Source organism: Neisseria weaveri (genome assembly GCF_900638685.1).
Lineage (GTDB): Bacteria > Pseudomonadota > Gammaproteobacteria > Burkholderiales > Neisseriaceae > Neisseria > Neisseria weaveri.
The window spans coordinates 1,780,957-1,796,140 of record NZ_LR134533.1 but is presented as its reverse complement, the minus strand read 5'-3'; the positions used below and the strand labels follow the sequence as shown (position 1 = coordinate 1,796,140).

At 45.2% G+C, this 15,184-nt stretch carries 15 protein-coding genes; 12 read left to right on the top strand and 3 right to left on the bottom strand.

Annotated elements, in window-relative coordinates; translation table 11 throughout:
* Positions 1-27: 27 nt before the first annotated feature.
* The 4 genes from rpsP to rplS are packed head-to-tail and all read left to right on the top strand — an operon-like array spanning position 28 to position 1,931.
* The gene (gene rpsP / locus EL309_RS08625) at positions 28-276 is read left to right on the top strand and encodes a 30S ribosomal protein S16 (protein ID WP_004285241.1); all 249 of its coding nucleotides are present in this window, start codon (positions 28-30) and stop codon (positions 274-276) included.
* A gap of 8 nt (positions 277-284) precedes the next feature.
* Positions 285-794, top strand: a complete 510-nt coding sequence (gene rimM, locus EL309_RS08620) for a ribosome maturation factor RimM (RefSeq protein ID WP_004285242.1) — start codon at positions 285-287, stop codon at positions 792-794.
* On the top strand, positions 794-1,552 hold the full coding sequence (trmD, locus tag EL309_RS08615; RefSeq protein WP_004285243.1) for a tRNA (guanosine(37)-N1)-methyltransferase TrmD: 759 nt from the start codon (positions 794-796) through the stop codon (positions 1,550-1,552). The genes rimM and trmD overlap by 1 nt, the downstream gene beginning before the upstream one ends.
* Before the next feature lie 13 nt (positions 1,553-1,565).
* Positions 1,566-1,931, top strand: a complete 366-nt coding sequence (rplS, locus tag EL309_RS08610) for a 50S ribosomal protein L19 (protein WP_004285244.1) — start codon at positions 1,566-1,568, stop codon at positions 1,929-1,931.
* 205 nt (positions 1,932-2,136) lie between these two features.
* Here rplS and ppk2 read toward each other — a convergent pair whose 3' ends face one another.
* Positions 2,137-3,066, bottom strand: a complete 930-nt coding sequence (gene ppk2 / locus EL309_RS08605) for a polyphosphate kinase 2 (protein ID WP_004285245.1) — start codon at positions 3,064-3,066, stop codon at positions 2,137-2,139.
* 221 nt (positions 3,067-3,287) lie between these two features.
* Here ppk2 and EL309_RS08600 point away from each other — a divergent pair, with 221 nt between their 5' ends.
* The 4 genes from EL309_RS08600 to EL309_RS08585 all read left to right on the top strand — a co-directional run bounded on the left by EL309_RS08600 (position 3,288) and on the right by EL309_RS08585 (position 8,319).
* On the top strand, positions 3,288-5,108 hold the full coding sequence (locus tag EL309_RS08600) for a bifunctional chorismate-binding protein/class IV aminotransferase (RefSeq protein ID WP_193777309.1): 1,821 nt from the start codon (positions 3,288-3,290) through the stop codon (positions 5,106-5,108).
* Between the two features lie 221 nt (positions 5,109-5,329).
* Positions 5,330-6,454 (top strand): ABC transporter ATP-binding protein, encoded by a 1,125-nt coding sequence (locus tag EL309_RS08595; RefSeq protein WP_004285249.1) that lies wholly within the window; start codon positions 5,330-5,332, stop codon positions 6,452-6,454.
* A 9-nt stretch (positions 6,455-6,463) separates the two neighbouring features.
* Positions 6,464-7,432, top strand: a complete 969-nt coding sequence (locus EL309_RS08590) for an ABC transporter permease subunit (protein WP_004285250.1) — start codon at positions 6,464-6,466, stop codon at positions 7,430-7,432.
* On the top strand, positions 7,432-8,319 hold the full coding sequence (locus tag EL309_RS08585; protein WP_004285251.1) for an ABC transporter permease subunit: 888 nt from the start codon (positions 7,432-7,434) through the stop codon (positions 8,317-8,319). Before EL309_RS08590 ends, EL309_RS08585 begins: the two co-directional genes overlap by 1 nt.
* 138 nt (positions 8,320-8,457) lie before the next feature.
* On the opposite strand, the gene clpX is transcribed toward EL309_RS08585, so the two are convergent.
* Positions 8,458-9,768 (bottom strand): ATP-dependent Clp protease ATP-binding subunit ClpX, encoded by a 1,311-nt coding sequence (gene clpX, locus EL309_RS08580; RefSeq protein WP_050793691.1) that lies wholly within the window; start codon positions 9,766-9,768, stop codon positions 8,458-8,460.
* Between the two features lie 381 nt (positions 9,769-10,149).
* On the opposite strand from clpX, the gene EL309_RS08575 reads away from it, so the two are divergent.
* Entirely contained in the window at positions 10,150-11,061 is a 912-nt protein-coding gene (locus tag EL309_RS08575) for a serine hydrolase (protein ID WP_372512984.1), read from the top strand.
* An 83-nt stretch (positions 11,062-11,144) separates the two neighbouring features.
* Here EL309_RS08575 and EL309_RS08570 read toward each other — a convergent pair whose 3' ends face one another.
* A complete protein-coding gene (locus EL309_RS08570) occupies positions 11,145-11,711 on the bottom strand; it encodes an adenine phosphoribosyltransferase (protein WP_004285254.1) in 567 nt (188 codons plus the stop codon).
* 154 nt (positions 11,712-11,865) lie between these two features.
* Here EL309_RS08570 and gmk point away from each other — a divergent pair, with 154 nt between their 5' ends.
* The 3 genes from gmk (at position 11,866) to EL309_RS08555 (ending at position 14,939) form a co-directional block, all read left to right on the top strand.
* Positions 11,866-12,483 (top strand): guanylate kinase, encoded by a 618-nt coding sequence (gene gmk / locus EL309_RS08565; RefSeq protein ID WP_004285255.1) that lies wholly within the window; start codon positions 11,866-11,868, stop codon positions 12,481-12,483.
* Between the two features lie 63 nt (positions 12,484-12,546).
* Positions 12,547-12,753, top strand: coding sequence for a DNA-directed RNA polymerase subunit omega (rpoZ, locus tag EL309_RS08560; RefSeq protein ID WP_004285450.1), 207 nt, complete (start codon positions 12,547-12,549; stop codon positions 12,751-12,753).
* A gap of 29 nt (positions 12,754-12,782) precedes the next feature.
* The gene (locus EL309_RS08555; RefSeq protein ID WP_036494306.1) at positions 12,783-14,939 is read left to right on the top strand and encodes a RelA/SpoT family protein; all 2,157 of its coding nucleotides are present in this window, start codon (positions 12,783-12,785) and stop codon (positions 14,937-14,939) included.
* Positions 14,940-15,184: the final 245 nt, after the last annotated feature.

Genomic DNA, 15,184 nt, shown 5'->3' with positions numbered 1-15,184 from the left:
ATATCCGATTTTCACAAAGGAATAAACATGGTAGTTATCCGTTTAGCCCGCAGCGGCTCAAAACACCGCCCTTTCTACAACGTAGTAGTTGCAGATTCACGCAACCGTCGTGACGGTCGTTTCATTGAGCGCGTAGGTTTCTACAACCCCGTAGCCAACGAAAAACAAGAACGCGTACGCCTGAACGCCGACCGTTTGAACCACTGGGTTGCCCAAGGCGCACAATTGAGCGACGCCGTTGCCAAACTGGTTAAAGAACAAAAAGTAGCAGCTTAATCCCCGCTATGACCGACACTCAAAAATGGGTAGCCATGGGCTACATTAAAGGCGTATTCGGCATCAAAGGTTGGCTGAAAATAGCAGCCGGAACAGAATACACCGACAGCCTCCTGGACTACCCAGAGTGGCGCTTACAAAAAGACGGTAAAATACGAACCGTTACAATAGAAGCAGGAAAAGTGGTCAGCGGCGAGCTTCAGGTAAAACTTGAAGGCATTGACGATAGGGATACGGCTTTTGCACTCCGCGGCTATACAATCGAAATCGCCCGAGAAGATTTCATACCCGCAGACGAAGGCGAATATTACTGGGCAGACTTGGTCGGCATGACCGTTAAAAATCAAGACGACGTTGATCTAGGTATCGTCAACAACCTGATGGAAACCGGCGCTCACGACGTATTGGTTATCAACGGCGAATATGGCCAAAAACTCATTCCCTTTGTATCCCAATATATATTGAACGTGGATACAAGCAATAAAATTATTACTGTTGAATGGGGTTTAGATTACTGATGCTAATCCAGGCCATCACCCTCTTCCCCGAAATGTTCAGCAGCATTACCGAGCATGGCGTAACCGGTAGAGCCAATAAACAAAAGCTCTGGCAATTCAAAAGCATTAACCCCAGGCAATTTGCCGATAACAAATTAGGGTATATTGATGACCGCCCTTTCGGAGGCGGTCCCGGTATGATCATGATGGCAGCACCATTAAATGCAGCCATCCAAACAGCGCGCTCACAACAAAAAACAGGTAACAGCAAAGTTATTTACCTCAGCCCGCAAGGACAAGTATTCAATCACCAAAAAGCAGTTGAATTATCAAAATTAGACAATTTGATCTTGCTATGCGGACGCTATGAAGGAATTGACGAACGCATTTTACAAACAAGTGTCGACGAAGAAATCAGCATTGGTGATTTCGTCGTGTCCGGAGGCGAACTACCTGCCATGCTGTTGATGGACGCAGTATTAAGATTAATTCCCGGTATACTTGGCGATATGCAATCCGCAGAACAAGATTCCTTTGCAAACGGTTTGCTGGATTGCCCTCATTACACAAGACCGATTGAATTTCAAGGCATGTCCGTACCGGAAATTTTACGCTCCGGCAACCATGCCCTGATAGCGGAATGGCGGTTAGAACAATCGCTACGCCGCACTTTAGAGCGCAGACCGGATTTATTAGAAGGCCGCGCATTACTCCCACAGGAAATCCGCCTCTTGGAAAAAATCCGAAAGGAACAAGAGCAACGGACAATCCAATTATAATTTAGGAAAAAAAATGAATCTGATTCAACAATTAGAGCAAGAAGAAATCGCCCGTTTGAACAAAGACATCCCGTCTTTTGCTCCCGGTGATACCGTAGTTGTATCTGTACGTGTGGTTGAAGGTAACCGCAGCCGTCTGCAAGCTTACGAAGGTGTTGTTATTGCCCGTCGCAACCGTGGTTTGAACAGCAACTTCATCGTGCGTAAAATTTCTAGCGGTGAAGGCGTAGAACGTACTTTCCAATTGTATTCTCCAAACGTAGAGAAAATTGAAGTTAAACGTCGCGGTGATGTTCGCCGTGCCAAACTGTACTACTTGCGTGGCTTGACCGGTAAAGCTGCACGTATTAAAGAAAAACTGCCTTCTCGTAAAGGTTAATTTTTCCCTATACTTCATACCCACTGCATGCTACATATGCAGTGGGTATTTTTATTTCCCTACACAAGCCTATAGGTATGGCAAATGTCTCAATAAGCAATAACTACAACTCAACCCATACCAAAAAATTTATTGTTGATTTAGACAACTACCCAAACTTAAGGCCGTCTGAAAATTCAGACGGCCTTGTTATTTTCAAACCAAATTAATCGGCAATAACATCAAAATTATTGTCTAAAAATTTGGTGTCCGGTACTTTTACCAATAAAGGATCCAATTCACCAATGGCTTTAACATCTTTGCCAGGATAATCCAAAGCATGTAAGAATGCACGGATACAGTTCAAACGGGCACGTTTTTTGTCATCCGATTTAATGATTGTCCAAGGCGCATCTCCCGTATGGGTATGGAAGAACATCGCATTTTTAGCTTCGGTATAATCGTCCCAGCGATCCAAAGATTGAATATCCACAGGAGACAATTTCCAATGTTTCAACGGATCATCGCGACGTGAAATAAAGCGGCGCAACTGCTCTTCACGACTAACAGAAAACCAAAATTTAAACAAATGGATACCGCTTGATACCAACATACGTTCAAATTCAGGGGTTTGGCGCATAAACAATAAATACTCATGCGGCTCACAGAACCCCATAACACGCTCTACACCGGCACGGTTATACCAAGAACGGTCAAAAAATACCATTTCACCGGCAGTAGGCAGGTTTTGAATATAACGTTGGAAATACCATTGTCCTTTTTCTGTTTCAGTCGGTTTTTCCAAAGCAACCACTCGGGCACCGCGCGGATTCAAATGCTCCATGAAACGCTTAATAGTACCACCCTTACCTGCCGCATCTCGTCCCTCAAACAGGCACACGATTCTTTGGCCAGAATCTTTCACCCAGCTTTGAACTTTCAACAACTCAATTTGCAGCTTTTTCTTCTCTTTTTCGTATACTCGACGGCTCATTCGGGTACGGTAAGGATAGCTTTCCGGCAGTGGCGCAGAAGTTGAATCTTCAGAGCTTACACGTCCTTTATGCTCCAAAACGGCTTTTTCAAAAACACCCAACTCATTGTCTTTATCACCCAATTGAACTTGCTCAAAAGGTTTCAGTTGGTGGTCTGTCATAATAATCTCCTTAATATTCAGTTTATTGACGTATTGAATAACCTGTAATTCTATGCGTGTATTTTAACCCTTTATTACATAAATAAACAGCATAAACAAAACGTAATTCTGATTTTTAGGAAATTAAATTAAAAATTTACCCATACCGCAACAATCTCCTATTTAAACTCTATCGACAGATTTCTCCGCTATAATGATGCTTTTTTCAAACCCTATCCATCATGCCCTACTTCATACTTCTCGACGATGCTGCTCAAAATACTGCCCGGCTTTACCAACAACACATCAGAAGCCGTTTTTTCACCGCCGAGCAGCTTAATGAACTTGATGAGCATTTAACCCAAGGCTGGCATGAGGGTTTGCATTCCATTATTTTCAGTGATTATGAATTCAGCATGCCTTTGGTCAACTTAAAGACCGACATACCGGGCTATCTATCCGTACACTGGTTTAAAAATTGCACTCCGGTATCCCCACTAGAGTGGTTAAGCGCACAATATGCTCCCGAACAGCCTGCAGGCATTACCACACCTGCCAACAATACCGACAAACAGGAATATCTTAATGCCGTCAAACAAATCCAAGATGCTATCGGCAGGGGGGACACTTATCAAATCAACTACACCACCAGACTGTATACGGAAAGCTACGGCAACCCCATAAAACTGTACACACGGTTACGCCAACCCGTTCCATATGGTGCATTGGCACATCTTCCGAACCATGAAGGCCACCCCACATGGACTTTATGCTTTTCCCCCGAACTGTTTCTACGAATAAATTCAGACGGCCTGATTACAACCGAACCGATGAAAGGAACCGCACCTGTTCTAAACGACGGCAAAGATGAACAACGCGCAACCTTATTACAACAAGATCCTAAAAACCGCGCGGAAAACATTATGATTGTCGATCTCTTGCGCAATGACTTAGGGAAAATCGCCGAAACCGGTCAAGTGCGTGTTCCAGAACCTTTCAAAGTCAACCGATTCGGCAGCGTATGGCAAATGACTACCGCCATACATGCCCAGGCCCGACCAGACACCAGCATTGCCGACATTTTCCGCGCCGCCTTCCCTTGCGGTTCGATTACAGGCGCTCCTAAGCGCATGAGTATGCAGATCATTCAAAATATCGAGAAAGAAGCACGCCGTCTATATACCGGCAGCATCGGCTATTTGGCTCCTTGTAACAGCGGTTTGGGATTCTACGGCACCTTAAATGTCGTTATCCGCACCCTGCAGCTCAAACCTAGCGAACCCTCTACCCCATGTTCAGACGGCCAAACATATCAAGGCATTTACGGCGTAGGTTCCGGTATTGTTGCAGACAGCATACCAGAGGAAGAATATACCGAATGCCAATGGAAATCTCGTTTTCTCAACAACTTATCTCCGGAATTTAGTCTATTTGAAACCATGAAAGTCTTCGATCGCCGATGTGAATTTCTCAATAACCACATAGGCCGTCTGAAAATTTCAGCACTAACATTGAATATGATGTGGCACGAAGATTATGAACAGCAGATTCAACGATATATCCACGACCTGCCCGATACACAAACTTATCGGATAAAAGCAACCCTTTCATTTTCAGACGGCCTCTCTCTCTCCCACAGCCGCCTAACAGCATTACCGGCCCGCAATACCGTTCTCCTTGCGACCGATGTTTTACCCAAACATGACTTTCTCCGTCGCTTTAAAACCACACATAGAAAAATCTATGACCGCGGCTGGCAAGATGCAGAAAAATACCAAGCATTCGACAGCCTGTTTTTTAATTCAGACGGCCACCTGCTCGAAGGCGGAAGAAGCAACGTATTCATACGTTTGAAAGACCAATGGCTCACCCCTCCTCTGCACTTGGATATTCTCAACGGCATCATGAGACAGAATCTCTTAAACCAACCGGAGAAATATCTGCACAGCAAACAGGTAAGCGAAGCCCTGATTACGGCATCAGACCTGGAAAAAGCAGATGAAATCATTCTGTGCAACGCACTTCGCGGCATCCTGCCCGTACGGTTGCAAATACATTCTTAACCCACCCCTACTTGTTCACATCCTGCATGAGGCAAATTTATATTGCCCATGAAAGGCATAGCCTAATATAATTATAAGTTTTTCAAGGGCGGCATTTACACCGCTCTTGAAACGCTACTACCTCATGCTGCCCGTGCGCTCTTTAAGCAATCAAACAGCTTTTTATCACCCCACGAAAATCCGTTTTGCCGGTACTCGTTATCCATTGGAGTATTGCCATTATGAACGCAACCACTGCGTCTGCTAACCAGCCCTACCTACAAATTCAAGGTCTGGTAAAAAAGTTTGGTGACAATTACGCTGTCGACCACATCGACTTAAATATTGAAAAACATGAAATTTTTGCTCTTTTGGGCAGCTCAGGCAGTGGCAAGTCCACCCTGCTGCGTATGCTTGCAGGCATGGAAACGCCAAACTCAGGCAAAATTATTTTGGATGGTCAAGACATTACCCAACTTGCTCCATACGACCGTCCCATCAACATGATGTTCCAAAGCTACGCTTTATTCCCGCATATGACGGTGGAGCAAAACATCGCCTTCGGTCTGAAACAAGACAAAATGCCGAAAGACGAAATTGCCGCCCGCGTAGAAGAAATGCTGCGTTTGGTGCAAATGAGCAAATTTGCCAAACGCAAACCGCACCAACTTTCAGGCGGCCAACAACAGCGTGTCGCTTTGGCACGCAGCTTGGCCAAACGCCCGAAAATCTTGTTGCTTGACGAACCTTTAGGGGCACTCGATAAAAAATTACGCCAACAAACCCAGCTTGAACTCGTAAACACGCTGGAACAAGTCGGCGTAACCTGCATCATGGTAACGCACGACCAAGAAGAAGCCATGACTATGGCAACTCGTGTAGCCATTATGTCAGACGGCCAACTGAAACAGGTCGGTTCTCCAAGCGACGTATACGATTTCCCGAACAGCCGCTTTACTGCAGAATTTATCGGCGAAACCAATATTTTCGAAGGCAAAGTATTGAAGAAAGATAACGAACATGCCTTGATCGAATGTCCGGAACTGCCTGCGCCTGTTTATACCGACCAAGCCTTTGAAGCCGATGCCGGACAAACTATTTGGGTCAGCATCCGCCCCGAAGATATCGACCTGCATAAAGAAAAACCGGCTCACCGCGACACTCACAACTGGGCCAAAGGCGTAATCAAAGATATTGCCTATTTGGGCAGCTTTGCCATCTATCACGTGCAAATGGAAAACGGCCGGATTATCAAAAGCCAAGTTCCTGCTCCCTATTGGTATGTCCGCAATATCACTCCGCCGACATGGGGGGACGAAGTATATCTGGATTGGCCCGAGAACCAACCCACCCCGTTAACATATTAAGGAGCATGCATGATGTCCATTAACATTAAACGACGCATGCGCCCCGGGCGTAAATTCGTTATCGGCATTCCTTACCTATGGTTACTGATTTTCTTCTTGGTACCCTTTGCCATTGTTTTGAAAATCAGTTTTGCGGAGCAAGAAATCGCCATTCCGCCTTATTCGCCATTATTTGTGACCGATCCCGAAACCGGCAAAGAAACCCTGCATCTGTTTTATCAAAACTATCAGGATATTTTCTACAATTTCTGGCATACATTAGGCCAAATGCTGCATTTGATTCCGGCAGACGGCGACAGCAGCATCTATTTGCGTACCTACTGGTCATCAGTAAAAACCGCATTTATGACTACCGTTATCTGCCTATTAATCGGCTATCCTATGGCCTATGCAATTTCAAGAGCCAACCCTGCTTACAGAAACGGTTTGCTGTTGGCCATTATGCTGCCATTCTGGACTTCTTTCCTGCTGCGCGTTTATGCCTGGATGGGTTTATTGAGTCAAAACGGCATTATCAACAACTTATTGATGGAATACGGCATCATCAACCAGCCTTTGGACATGTTTTACAATAGTTTCTCATTACAACTGGTGATGGTTTACGCCTATCTGCCTTTTATGATTTTGCCGTTATACACACAGCTAATCAAATTGGACCATCGTCTGTTGGAAGCCGCTTCCGATTTAGGCGCAGGCCCGATCAAATCGTTTTTAACCATAACGCTCCCCTTATCCAAAACCGGCATTATCGCAGGCTCGATGCTGGTATTCGTACCGGCAGTCGGAGAATTTGTAATTCCTGATTTGGTTGGCGGTTCGGAAAACCTTATGATCGGTAAAACTTTGTGGATGGCGTTCTTTGACCAGAACAACTGGCCGCTGGCCTCTGCGTTGGCTGTGGTTATGGTAATTTTGCTGGTTATCCCGATTACCTTGTTCCATCATTACGAAAACCGTGAAATAGAAGGAGCCAAATAATGAAAACCAATCAATTATCTTGGTTTCTCAAACTTATGTTGTTTTTAGGTTTGGCATTCCTATACATTCCGCTAATCGTATTGGTCATTTTTTCATTCAACGAATCCAAACTGGTAACGGTATGGGGTGGTTTTTCAACCAAATGGTATAGCGCATTGATCGAAAACGACACGATTCTGGAAGCCGCATGGCTATCCTTGCGCATTGCCGTCGTTTCCTCCCTGGCCGCCGTTGTATTGGGGACTTTAGCCGGCTACGCCTTAGCGCGCATTAAACGCTTCCGGGGCAGCACCCTGTTTGCAGGCATGGTATCGGCTCCTATGGTCATGCCCGACGTAATTACCGGCTTATCGATGCTGCTGCTGATTATTCAGGTACAAATGTTCCTGCAAAGCAGCGAGTTGCTAAGCTGGCTGTATTTCGACCGAGGATTCTTCACAATTTTCTTGGGGCATACGACTTTGTGCATGGCCTACATTACCGTAGTTATCCGTTCCCGCTTGGTAGAACTTGACCAATCTTTGGAAGAAGCAGCAATGGACTTAGGTGCCCGTCCGCTGAAAATCTTCTTTGTGATTACCCTGCCCTTAATTGCCCCGGCTATCGCCTCAGGCTTCTTATTGGGTATTACCTTGTCTCTAGACGATTTGGTAATCACTTCGTTCTTATCCGGCCCGGGCTCTTCCACCTTGCCTCAAGTGATTTTCTCCAAAATCAAACTGGGTTTGGATCCTCAGATGAACGTTTTGGCCACCATCATGATTGCTATCGTAGGTACACTGGTAATTGCAATCAATTACTACATGATGCGCCAGACAACCAAACGAGACAGAGAGGCAGCTGAAGCCTATCGTCAGGAAAAACTGGCTGCCGAACAAGCTAAATAAAATCCCGGCCATAGGCGAGAAAAAAAACCGTATCCATAAATGGATACGGTTTTTTCAGACGGCCTTAAATTTTCAGACGGCCTTAAATTTTCAGACGGCCTTAATTTTCAGACGGCCTAACTTCAGGCCGTCTTGGACTCATGCAGTTGATTTTTTACGTCTGGTTTTAGAAGAAGATTTACTTCCTTCTTCTTTTTTCCATTCTGTTCCGTCTTCCAACAATAACTTAGGCTGCTGACCGTTCTTCACAGCACCTTCCGTCAATACGACTTTCTTAATATCCTTTAAGTCAGGCAAGCGGTACATAGTATCCAGCAAGCTTCGCTCGACAATAGAACGCAAGCCGCGCGCACCTGTTTTACGTTCCATCGCCAGTTTGGCTATACAGCTCAACGCTTCAGGCTCCACTTCCAGTTCGACACCTTCCATGTCAAACAAAACCTGATATTGTTTCACCAAAGCATTTTTAGGCTCGGTCAGAATATTAACCAATGCCGCTTCATCCAACTCTGCCAATGTTGCAATCACGGGCAGACGTCCGATTAATTCCGGAATCAAACCGAACTTAATCAAATCTTCCGGTTCAACAGATTCAAACAATTCCGATATATTGATATTTTCATCTTTACTGCTGACTACCGCTCCAAAGCCGATGCCGCCTTTTTCAGTACGCTGACGGATGACTTTTTCCAAGCCCGCAAATGCACCGCCACAAATAAAGAGAATGTTTGTCGTATCTACATTGATAAACTCTTGGTTAGGATGTTTTCGGCCACCTTGCGGCGGTACACTTGCAACTGTTCCTTCAATCAATTTCAACAAGGCCTGCTGGACACCCTCTCCGGATACATCTCGGGTAATAGAAGGATTGTCGCTTTTACGGGAGATCTTATCGATTTCGTCGATATAAACAATACCGCGCTGCGCTTTTTCAACATCAAAGTCGCATTTACCCAAAAGTTTGGTAATAATCTGCTCGACATCCTCTCCGACATAACCGGCTTCCGTCAGCGTAGTCGCATCTGCCATCACAAAAGGCACGTCCAATTTGCGCGCCAACGACTGCGCCAACAAGGTTTTACCCGACCCGGTCGGACCAATTAAGAGAATATTGCTCTTAGACAACTCAACCTTGCCCGCACTCTTAGGATGGCTCAAACGCTTATAATGATTATATACAGCCACAGCCAATGCTTTTTTGGCCAACTCCTGACCGATTACATGATCATTCAGATTTTCTACGATTTCGGCAGGTGTAGGCAGTTTCTTAGGCTCGCCGGTTTCAGCATCTGCAACCTCTTCAGACTCGTCCGTTTGACTCTCCAACATCAGCCTGCATGTTTCCACACACTCATTGCAGATAAAGGCATGATCACCGCCTTCTATTAAATTGTTTACTTCATGCTCCGATTTCCCGCAAAAGGAGCAGACATGTTTCACATCAGACATATTTTTCTATTCAATCAATTAAATAATAACTACGAGGCAATTGTGCCGACAGGCAGAGAAGTATAATAACTATCCGGCCGATTATCAAATCGGCAACACCCAAAAATCAACTTCGAAAATATATACCACACCTATCTTAAACAAATGAAAATTTCAGGTTGAAAACTTTACAAATGCATTTTTTTTCAACAAAATAACTGAATACTTATGCTCTGACACGCCTAAGTACACAGTCAAGTATTCTAAATTACAGGCAGAAGACACAATAAAAAACCAAGCTTATTCAACTGCCTCGTAATTTTTATACAATTTATCAAACCACTTAGGAAACCGTAGATGATGAAACTATTCAAAATTCCTAAAAAAATCTTTTTGGCTTGCATGAGTCTGGGATTAAGCTTAGGCTCAGTTTCCGCTCATGCCGACGACATCGACGTACTGGGTCAATTTTTAGAACAAAACTTTATCGTTCCGGCCGCAACACCTGTACATCCGATTTCACAGCCGCAAGATATTTCCGATTTTATCAGCGAACAAGCCATCCAAGCCGGCCCTCTGTTATCTTCTCAATCGGCTCTCATCATCAACAACAAAACAGGTGAGATTCTCTACCAAAAGAATGCAAACAGGGTGATGCCGATCGCTTCCATTTCCAAGCTGATGTCCGCTATGGTTGTATTGGACGCCCGTCAAGATATGAATGAATTCATTGCTATCACCCCTGACGAAATCGACCGGCTAAAAGGCACCGGAAGCCGTTTATCTATCGGCACCATGCTGACCAGACGCGAGCTGCTGCATTTAAGTCTGATGAGCAGCGAAAACCGTGCGACTCATGCCTTAGGCAGAAGCTATCCCGGCGGAATGCCTGCTTTCGTAGCTGCCATGAATGCAAAAGCACAAAGTTTGGGTATGCACCAAACCCGCTTCTATGAGCCGACAGGTTTGGATTTCCGCAATGTTTCCACTGCCAACGACTTGACCAAAATGGTTACTGCCGCCAGCAAATATGCCCAAATCCGCAATCTAAGCACATCAACACATAGCTCGGTTTATACCAGCTCAGGCCGCCTGCAAAATTATCGAAATTCCAATGCACTAATCAGAGAAGGTGCTTGGGACATCGAATTGCAAAAAACCGGCTACATTCGCGAATCAGGTCGCTCTATGGTTGTGAAAGCCAACATTCAAAGCCAGCCTATTACCATCGTTCTCTTGAATTCACCGACTTCACTCAGCCGTGTTAACGATGCAAGAAAAATCCAAAGCTGGGTATTGCAACGACCATCTTAAAACTTTTTTCTGTTTATAGGCCGGCCGTCTGAAAAAAGGCCGTCTGAAAATTTCAGACGGCCTTTTTAATATTCCCAATATGCTTAGTCCGGCATACAGCCTGCATTTTGACACAAGCTAAACAAAGGTACGCCCTTATCTCTGATCGACCGGCCACCGGGTAAATCGGTAAACTCCAAAATTGCCGCAGCTTCCACAATATTTCCACCCAGTTTCTTAATCAACTCAATCCCCGCCTGCATAGTACCGCCTGTGGCGACCAAATCATCAACCAACAACACGCGTGCACCTTCCCAAACCGCATCCGTATGGATTTCCACCGTTGCCTCACCATACTCCAAAGCATAACTTTGAGAAACCGTCTCAAAAGGCAGCTTACCTTTTTTACGGATAGGCACAAAACCCACATTCAACTGATAAGCTAAGGCCGCACCAATAATGAAGCCACGCGCATCCAGGCCTGCCACAATATCGATTTTTTGGCTTGCATAACGGTACACCAATAAGTCTACCAACAAACGGAAATACTCCGGACTTTGCAACACCGGCGTAATGTCATGAAATAAAATCCCTTTTTGAGGCCAATTCGGTATTTTCCTAATTTTTTTGGCCAACTCGGCCACACCCATAACGTCAGGATGAATCAACATAATATTCCTCAATATGCAAACAGAACTGAATAAAAATCAGACACAAGCTTAATATTATAGCTACTTTTCGTATACTTACCCAAGCCCTAACCCGTTGTCGCCGCTTCAGCCGTTATGGCATAATAAACCGACGTAAAAATCAACTGGAAACGCTATGAGCACCCCGAAAAAAGGCAATATATTCATTATTTCCGCAGCATCAGGCACAGGCAAAACCACTTTGGTCTCCCGGCTGCTGAAACATCATGGAGACATCCGTGTTTCCATTTCCCATACCACACGCCAAGCACGCGAAGGCGAAGTGCACGGCAAACATTACTACTTCATCGATATCCCGAAATTTGAAAACCTTATCCGTGAGAATGCCTTTTTAGAACATGCCAAAGTATTCGACAACTATTACGGTACAAGCATAGAAGGTGTCAACCTTCTCCGCGAACAAGGCTACGACGTTATTCTGGAAATCGACATTCAAGGTGCAGAACAAGTCCGCCGCATCCTTCCCGATGCCTGCAGCATCTTTATCCTTCCCCCTTCATTCCAAATCTTGGCCGAGCGGCTCATCGGTCGTGCAACCGATAGTGAAGAAGTCATCAATAAAAGACTGAATAAAGCCAGACACGAAATCGAACAGGCTTTCTTTTTCGACTATGTTGTTGTCAACGAAGACTTGGATGTTGCAGAAAACGACCTGCTGCATATCATTAAAGCCCACCGCCTGAAACAAAATTCACAACAACTGTTTATAGAAAATCTATTGGAAAATTCCTAAAAAAAAGGGAAAATAACCGTTTCCACATATTTTTCAAACATCTGTAAGAAAGTACATATAAAAATGGCACGAATTACTGTAGAAGACTGCGTTACCAAAATCCCCAACCACTTTGATTTAACCTTGATCGCCGCCCGCCGTGCACGCCAACTGGAAAACGGTAACACACCGCTGGTAGATGACATCCGCAACAACAAACCGACTGTTACCGCATTGCGCGAAATCGCCGCAGGACAAATCGGTTCTGAAATGCTGGATCGCAATAAATAATTCAAACCTTTATAAAAAAGGTCATCCATATGCCGACACCCACACCAACCGCACCATACACAGGGATAGTTGCCGAAGCCCGAGATTTATTGTTCCAAACTGTTTCTTATCTCAACGAGGAAGATAAAGCCCTGCTGGAAAAAGCATGTGCTTACGCTTTTCAGGCTCACGAGGGACAATTTAGAAAAAGTGGCGAACCCTATATCACCCACCCTATTGCGGTAACAACCCAGTTAGCTGCGTGGCATATGGATGTACAAGGCCTGTGCGCAGGCTTGATGCACGACGTTTTGGAAGACGTTCCCACCATTACCAAAGAGGAAATGGCACGTGAATTCGGCAGCACGATTGCCGATATGGTAGACGGCTTATCGAAACTAAATAAATTAGAATTCCACAGCAAAGAAGAACATCAGGCAGAAAGTTTCCGCAAACTGATTCTGGCCATGACTAAAGACTTGCGCGTCATTGTCGTCAAACTTTCCGACCGGCTGCACAATATGCGTACGCTGGGAGCCAAAGATCCCGCCAAACGTCGCCAAACCGCCCGTGAAACACTGACGATTTATGCACAAATCGCCAACCGTCTCGGCTTAAACAAAGTTTACAGCGAACTTCAAGATCTTTCTTTTCAAAATATCCATCCGCACCGTTATAAAGTGCTGCAAAAAGCCATGCAGGCCAGTCGCCGCAACCGCCGCGACGTAGTCGGCAAAGTATTGCGTGCCTTTAACCAAAGCCTGGTCAGTGCCAATATCGAAGCCAAAATCAAAGGCAGGGAAAAAAACTTATACAGTATCCATCAAAAAATGCAGGCCAAGAAAATGGACTTTGCAGAAGTGCTGGATATTTACGGTTTTCGCGTGATCGTCAACAACATTCCTGCCTGCTATGCAGCATTAGGCATCCTGCACAATCTTTACCAACCCAAACCCGGCCGGTTTAAAGACTATATTGCCATTCCAAAAAGCAACGGCTATCAAAGCCTGCATACTACCTTAGTAGGTCCGCACGGCTTACCCATCGAAGTACAGATCCGCACTCGGGAAATGGATGCAGTTGCCGAAGGCGGTATTGCCGGACACTGGATTTACAAATCCGGAACCGATACCGTTAATCAGGCAACACTACATACCAACCAATGGCTGAAAAATATTTTAGAGCTGCAAGCGCAAAGCTCGAATGCCGTTGAATTTCTGGAACACCTCAAAGTTGATCTGTTCCCGAACGAGATTTATGTCATTACACCCAAAGGAAAAATCCTCAATCTTCCTAAAGGTTCGACACTTATCGACTTCGCTTATGCCGTGCACACAGATATCGGCCACCGCACAGTTGCCGCTCGCGTTAACAATACCGCCGTTCCGTTGCGCACAAAATTAAAAAACGGCGACACCGTCGAAATTGTCACATCCGAGCACTCCCATCCGAATCCCGCCTGGCTCAATTTTGCCGCATCAAGCCGTGCCCGTAGTGCTATTCGTGCCTATATGAAAAACCAAAACCGCCAGGATGCGATTAATTTGGGTGAAAACCTGCTGCAAAAAGCCCTTTCCAGCTTACTGCCGCAAAACGTTTTACTTTCAGACGGCCTCAAAGAAAAATATCTGGCTGATCTTAATAACAAACAAACCTCTTTCGAAGAAGTGCTGTATCAAGTCGGTATGGGGCAAACCCTTCCCGTTTCCGTTGCCATGAATATCGCACGACTGGCCGGCGAGCACTTCGGAGACGAAGTCAAACTCGGGCCGATTAAAGTTAACGGAACAGAAAACGGCCGCATCCATTTAGGCCAATGCTGTAATCCTATACCGGGCGACAGCATCCGAGCTGTATTGCTCAAAGAACAAGGCATGGTTATCCATAGAGATACATGTGCCAACTTACTCAAAGCTGATCCCGAGCAGCAACTGGATGCGGATTGGGATCAAATCCAAGAAGGCTCATACAAAACTTCCCTAACTGTAAATTCCCAAGATACACGGGGCCTGCTCGCCTCTTTGGCACAAGCTATTTCAGGAGAAGGAGCCGATATTGAATTTGTAGAAACAACACAAAGACAAGCCGGCACAGAAGGCTTTATCGAATTCAAATTCTTCATCGCCACCACAGATCTCAAACAGCTCAACGAGATTATCCGGGCACTTCATGCCATACCGCACATACGCAGCGTAACACGCAACTAAATACAACAAAGGCCGTCTGAATTTCAGACGGCCTTTTATAAAACATTGACAAATTCATGACCAAATAAGATAATCTACGGCTAATTTAGCCCGATATAGGGAATATCAAATATTTTTACGGTTTGCCAAGCAGATGCAAGCCGCCTGTTAGGAGGTGATGTTTTACATCACGGCGCGTATCCCGCCCCTGTTTATCCAAACACAAATGCGATACATAAACAAATTTTTGACGGTCGGCTAGAAGC